Source organism: Corynebacterium sp. KPL2830 (assembly GCF_040225635.1).
GTDB lineage: Bacteria > Actinomycetota > Actinomycetes > Mycobacteriales > Mycobacteriaceae > Corynebacterium.
On sequence record NZ_JBEHFR010000052.1, the window covers coordinates 1 to 5629 of the forward strand.

Annotated in this window: 5 protein-coding genes; 1 reads left to right on the forward strand and 4 read right to left on the reverse strand. The window is 57.1% G+C overall.

Features of this window, described 5'->3' with window-relative positions; all coding sequences use genetic code 11:
- Positions 1-245 precede the first annotated feature (245 nt).
- From ABRP87_RS11050 to ABRP87_RS11065, 4 genes are all read right to left on the reverse strand, one after another.
- Positions 246-572 (reverse strand): hypothetical protein, encoded by a 327-nt coding sequence (locus ABRP87_RS11050; RefSeq protein WP_349868815.1) that lies wholly within the window; start codon positions 570-572, stop codon positions 246-248.
- 277 nt (positions 573-849) lie between these two features.
- A complete protein-coding gene (locus ABRP87_RS11055; RefSeq protein ID WP_284869520.1) occupies positions 850-2223 on the reverse strand; it encodes an NAD-dependent succinate-semialdehyde dehydrogenase in 1374 nt (457 codons plus the stop codon).
- Between the two features lie 124 nt (positions 2224-2347).
- Positions 2348-3553 (reverse strand): oxygenase MpaB family protein, encoded by a 1206-nt coding sequence (locus ABRP87_RS11060; protein ID WP_349868818.1) that lies wholly within the window; start codon positions 3551-3553, stop codon positions 2348-2350.
- Positions 3554-3586: 33 nt separating this feature from the next.
- Positions 3587-4963 (reverse strand): oxygenase MpaB family protein, encoded by a 1377-nt coding sequence (locus ABRP87_RS11065; RefSeq protein ID WP_284869523.1) that lies wholly within the window; start codon positions 4961-4963, stop codon positions 3587-3589.
- A gap of 404 nt (positions 4964-5367) precedes the next feature.
- On the opposite strand from ABRP87_RS11065, the gene ABRP87_RS11070 reads away from it, so the two are divergent.
- Positions 5368-5580 carry a hypothetical protein gene (locus tag ABRP87_RS11070; protein ID WP_349868820.1) on the forward strand — a complete coding sequence of 71 codons (213 nt, stop codon included), beginning with the start codon at positions 5368-5370 and terminating at the stop codon, positions 5578-5580.
- Positions 5581-5629 lie beyond the last annotated feature (49 nt).

Consider the following 5629-nt stretch of genomic DNA (forward strand, 5'->3'; position numbering starts at 1 on the left):
GAACTCACAATGAACATCCTCTCCTACGGACACAAGATCCGTACTAATAGGGTGTCCACTAAACGAGGGTAACCTCAGTTGTTTTGCAGCGTGTCGGGGTAAACGCCATTTTGTGTTGGTGGACAGAATTGTTTAGGGCATGTGGCCTTTGCGTTGAAGTAGGGCCTGACCCCGGAAAGTCGACACGTCGGGGGCCAGGCCCCAGGGTGGCCAAAGATTCAGATTAAAATAACGGAGCCTTTTCGTTAGTCGCCGTTTGACTCCGCCACCACTTCATCAGAATCAGGTGCGAACATAGTTACGCGAAAGTCCAACAAGCTAGAAAGAACTTCAAACAAAAAACGCTGTGCACTTATATCCTCTGACTCATAAAAGGCGAAACAAGTCTCGATTTCATCGTCGAAGATTTTTAATTCTTCGGACAACGTAGCCGAAGCCCCGCCATCTATAACGAATCGGTAACATTCACGATCATTGTCATAAGCGAGTTCACGCACCTTATCAAGATCAGACAAAATCGTCAGCACCCGACCAACGGGAGCATCGGTAGTGATTCCTGCACTAGTCGACACGACGCCTCACCACCTCTTGTTTATCCTGGTTTATAACTGTAACTTGTTCGACCCCAGTTGGAGGAGCAGACTACATCCCGCCCAGCCCCGCGCTGAGCGGGATTTTTCTCACGCGTCACACAACTTGAGTTTAGGCCAGGTTCCGAAAGTCGCAGCGGGTTAACCGGCACTGCGGACAGCAAAAGGGGCCTAGCCATTCAAGGCTAGGCCCCTTCCCTACTGCACTCTATGCGCTCACTGCAGGCGCAAGGAGCGCTGAGCGAGCGTCAACGAACAATTAGTCGTTGATGTAGAGGTACTGCTTGTTCACGAACTCGTCCAGTGCGAAGACGGAGAGCTCGCGGCCGAAGCCGGAGTTCTTGACGCCACCGAATGGCAGTACTGGGGAGAAGTACTGGCCCAGGTTGACGTGAATCATGCCGGTCTCGATCTGGTCAGCAACCTTGGTGGCGCGCTCGGTGTCATCGGAGAAGACGGCACCGCCCAGGCCGTAGTTGGAGTTGTTGGCCAGCTCTACGGCTTCCTTCTCGGAGGAAACCTTGTAGATCTCTGCTACTGGGCCGAAGAACTCTTCGTAGTAGGAGTCGGAACCAACGGGGACATCGGTAAGCACGGTCGGCTCGTAGTACGCAGCGGTCTCGTGCAGGTTGCCGCCGGTGCGGACCTTAGCGCCGTTGTCCACAGCGTTCTTGACCTGCTTGTCCAAGTTCTCTGCTGCTTCGCGGGAGGACATTGGGTAGTACTGGTTCTCGCCCGGCTGGGTTGGGTCAGCCTGCTTCATGCCCTCTGCAATGCGGACCATTTCATCGACGAACTCATCGTAGATGTCGTCCATGACGATGATGCGCTTGTTGGAGGTGCAAGCCTGGCCAACGTTCTCGATGCGCTTGACCCAAGCTTCCTCGGCAGCCTTGGTGACATCGGCTGCATCCAGAATGATATAGGGGTCGGTGCTGCCAAGCTCCAGCACAACCTTCTTCAGGTTGCGGCCGGCGATCTCAGCCACAGCGGCACCAGCGCGCTCGGAACCGGTCAGGGATACACCCTGGACACGCTTGTCCGCGATGATCTCTTCAATCTGCTCGTGGTTTGCGTAAGCGTTAATGTATACGCCCTCTGGCAGACCAGCCTCGCGGAAGATCTCCTCGATGACTGCAGCAGACTTCGGGGTAATTTCGGCGTGCTTCAAGATAATGCAGTTGCCGTTCATCAGGTTCGGGCCAGCGAAGCGGGCAACCTGGTAGAAGGGGTAGTTCCACGGCATGATGCCCAGCAGGGTACCAATGGGCAGGCGGCGGAGGGTGGCCTTACCACCTGGCACGTCAACCGGCTGGTCCTTGTTGTGCTCTGGGGCGTTGTCTGCGTAGAACTGCAGGATGTCACCGGAGAAGTTAATTTCCCACTCGCCTTCTGGGGTGGACTTACCCATCTCCTGTGCGGCAATCTTGGCCAGCTCGCCCTTGCGTTCCTTGAGCAGTTCCGCTGCGCGGGACACAATCTTGGCGCGCTCCTCAATGGGAGTCTCGCGCCAGGTCTGGAAAGCCTCGTTGGACTTAGCCAGAACCTCTTGGATCTGCTCATCGCTAAAGGTGTCGAATTTCTCTACTACTTCATTGGTAGCGGGGTTAGTTACCGCAAAATCCTTGGACATTATTGGATCCCTTTCTAAGTGGATTCTTGGAACTATTGTGGCGGCGAACACAATCCGTGTGCGCCTGCCACAAGAGTACTTAAAGTTCTAGTGACGTGTCACCCATGAAAGTGGGTAATTTGTTTTAGGAGGCCGCGACGACCGAGCCATCCTTCATCTTGATGCCCTCATCCTGCTTCATATAGGTGGCATCGCGAGTGAGCATCTGGCGCACCGCCTCCTCATTCTTCTGGATTTCCTCCTCGAGCGCCTCCGGATCTTGGCGGAGGAGGTCGAAACGCTCCTGCACCAGCGGTGCCTCCATTTGCAGGATGGGGCGCATGACGGAGTCGGCCACTCCGCAGGCATCGGCGACCTCATCGCCATGAATGATGCGCACGTGGGCAGCGGTCCAGTCCGCCAGGGTGTCATCGGGCATGCCCGTGAGCTCCTTGGCGTTGACGACGAAGCCGTCCATGAGGGCATCGACAAGCTTGCGGGCCGATTCATTGATCTCGCCGTCGACGGTATGGATGGCGTCCATGGTCTCCTGGGAAGCCTCTACCCCATCTTCGCCTTCGAAAAGGTCCGTAGAAATCCCCAGCATGCGCCCGGCAATCTTCCACAGGTAGAACGCGTCCTTCTCTTCCTCTGCCGTGAGCTTCCAGCCCATGTTGCGCAGGCCGGCGTACGGAATGTAGGTGAAGTCGAACCAGGTGCGCAGCATGTCGAACTCGCTAATCGGCGCACCGTAGTGGGAGTAGTCCAGCTCCTTGCGGGTGTGCACGCGCCGCACGTGGGCGTGGATGGCGCGCACCATACCGGTGTGGATGAAGCCTTCGCCGCCGGGCTGCAGCGCATCCGGCAGGTAGAGCGAATAGGTCCAGTTGGTGGTGTAGGCAAGGCGCTTGACGGCGCCATCGGTAAGCTCACCGGTGTTGACCAGCAAGTCCGCGATCGCCGGGGTGGAATAAGTGTGGACCAGCGAGCCCGGGCCCAGCGCCAGGCCGTGGCTGAGCGGCGGGATGGACAAGTAGACGCGGCGGCCGCGCTCCAGCTTCTCGGCGTCGATGCCGTCAAGTGCCTTGGTCATGTCCTCGATGAGGGCGGCAACTTCGGGGAAGGTGTCCTCGTTGGCGGTGCCGCGTGCGAGGGCATCGCGCAGGTTAGGCATGATTTCCTTGACGGTGTGGCCGCTGGTAAATAGCGCATCGGCCACTGGGTCCATCTTCCAGAAAGCCTCGTGGTAGCGGTTGGCGCGCTCTTGGCCAAAGGTGGCGATGAATTCTTCCTTATCGCCGCGACCGGCAGGCCACTCGCCTACGGTGCCTAGGGACATATTGGTAGTCATGGTGTTCTCCTCTGAGAATGGTGTGGAGATGGGTTAGCTGCGAGCTTCTTTAGAGTCATCGTGCAGCGTGTAATCGGACTTGGTCTCTGGCTCGTTTTTCGCGATGTGCGCCTTAATCACCGCGGTAACATCGGACCATGGCGGCTTATTCTTATTAGCGCGCTTAATCTTTGCTTTTTGCGCACCCGGCAGCTTGTCCCGCAGGCGGGCAACCTTGGCCTCTGCCCGCGCTGCGCCCTGGTATAGCAGGGCCCACGGCTTGAGGTTCACCTTTTCCCAGCGCGTGCCCTTGACCATGAACTTGGTGTCTTCCACACCGCAGATGGTGGTCAACGCTCCTAAGGCCACATTGGGGACCAGCGGGTGGATGGTTTCGAGAATGCTCATCAAGGCGGTGGCTACGCGCTCATGGTAGGTGGAGGAATATCCACCATTGGCGTAGATATAATCCGTCATCTTGCGCATTTCATCGCCGGTCTTAGGGATGAGCCGCTCTTCAGCACCCATCATATAAAGGATATATCCCCAGTACTGGGCCACATCGTCCCAGTCCTGGCCGGAGTGCGGCCGGCCAAAGCGCTCGTCGATGGCCAACGGCATCATCCCAAACCAGCCCTCACCGGAGACCAGGAAGCTGGAGCCAATCGGCCGGCCGAACTCGTTGTAGTGCTCCTTGCCCCACATCTTCTCCAAGCCGCGATTAGCCTGGGAGTGCAGCAGGCGGACGCGCACGGCAGCCTTGCGGCCTTCACCGAAGCGGTCAAAGACGTCCTTCTTGCCCAAATCCGTGAAGAATTGCGCCGTTTCAATGGAGCGCTGCATGGCCTTAAACTCGAACATCCCAGTCTCACCCGTGGCCGCCGACGTGCGGTCCTCCATCGTGGTAGCCCAGTATGCGAAGGCAATAGCCAAAACCTCTGAGGTGCGCGTGACGTTGTAGTAGGCCACGCGGCCGCGCTCTGCGGCCTCGAGGTCCAGCCACTCCGGAATTCGGTCTACCTCTTTAAAGAAGTCCACCAACTCCGGGGCCGGGTCCTCTACCGTCTCGATGCCGTGGTTGAGCGCCTGCTCAAACTTAGCGCGCGATTCCTTGGCACCGTCACGACGGAAGGCCTCCGCCAGCTTTTCACCGGTCTCGTCGGTCTGCCACATGTGGTCATCGAGAAGCTTGGTTTGCAGGCTATCGTAGCCTGCCCAGTCATCTTCTACCGTGTGCCAGGAGTCGAAGACATTGTGCCGCAACTCCGACCAGCCTGGGGCCGCGGTGCGACGCTTCGGCGCCGGGCGCAGGTCCATGCCATCGCGGTAGAAGTAGCGGAAATCCTCATAAGGATTATCGGACATGGGCAGAACCTTTGGTTCCGCCTGCGACGTGTTAGCGACGTCAGAGGTATCTGTGGGAGCAGTCATGGGGAGTGAACAACCTTTCCAATCGTGGTGCTACACCACACATATTTCCTATCTATGTGGTCTAGTTCACCATTTAGCTGTGCACGTAAGCCTATAGAGACACTGCCCTCCACTGCAATGAATTTTGAATGCAATTTTCCGGGAAATTACCGGGCACGAACACCGCCGCTACACCCGTCTTCACAGCACCTATCCCCTCCTGCGCAAATAGCAAAAATGCCCGTCTTGGCAGATTTTGCAAACTCTCCGCCCGCTCACCCCATATAGGTGTACTAGGCGCACACGTGTCCGCTATGCGAACGCTTTTGTAACCTGTCTCTCCTTTTAGGCTGTACCATGACGTGCATTACATTCAGTGAATTGGCAGTGAACCACAGCCACGAAAGTGAGGTCTATTCACCCCTATGCCTAGTTCTCCTTCCCAATCTGCATCCCAGCTTGCCGATGCCCCCTCCACCACCGCCACGGTGGAAAACGTCACCGCCGTAGCCGATGACCTTGCGGTTATCGAGTTTTCGCTGGACGGTGATGCGCAGCTCGCAAATTATTCCCCCGGCTGCCACGTCGATATCACCCTCCCAAGAGCTAACGGCCTAAACGACAGGATGTGTTGGTGAAGTTATATGTTTAGCCGGTCTGGCGTGCTGGTATTAGGATTATTTCACT

What these genes read in the sequence shown, in the direction of transcription:
- ABRP87_RS11055 (WP_284869520.1), bottom strand. Translation starts at nt 2,223, where the DNA reads ATGTCCAAGGATTTTGCGGTAACTAACCCCGCTACCAATGAAGTAGTA.
- ABRP87_RS11065 (WP_284869523.1), bottom strand. Translation starts at nt 4,963, where the DNA reads ATGACTGCTCCCACAGATACCTCTGACGTCGCTAACACGTCGCAGGCG.
- ABRP87_RS11070 (WP_349868820.1), top strand. Translation starts at nt 5,368, where the DNA reads ATGCCTAGTTCTCCTTCCCAATCTGCATCCCAGCTTGCCGATGCCCCC.
- ABRP87_RS11060 (WP_349868818.1), bottom strand. Translation starts at nt 3,553, where the DNA reads ATGACTACCAATATGTCCCTAGGCACCGTAGGCGAGTGGCCTGCCGGT.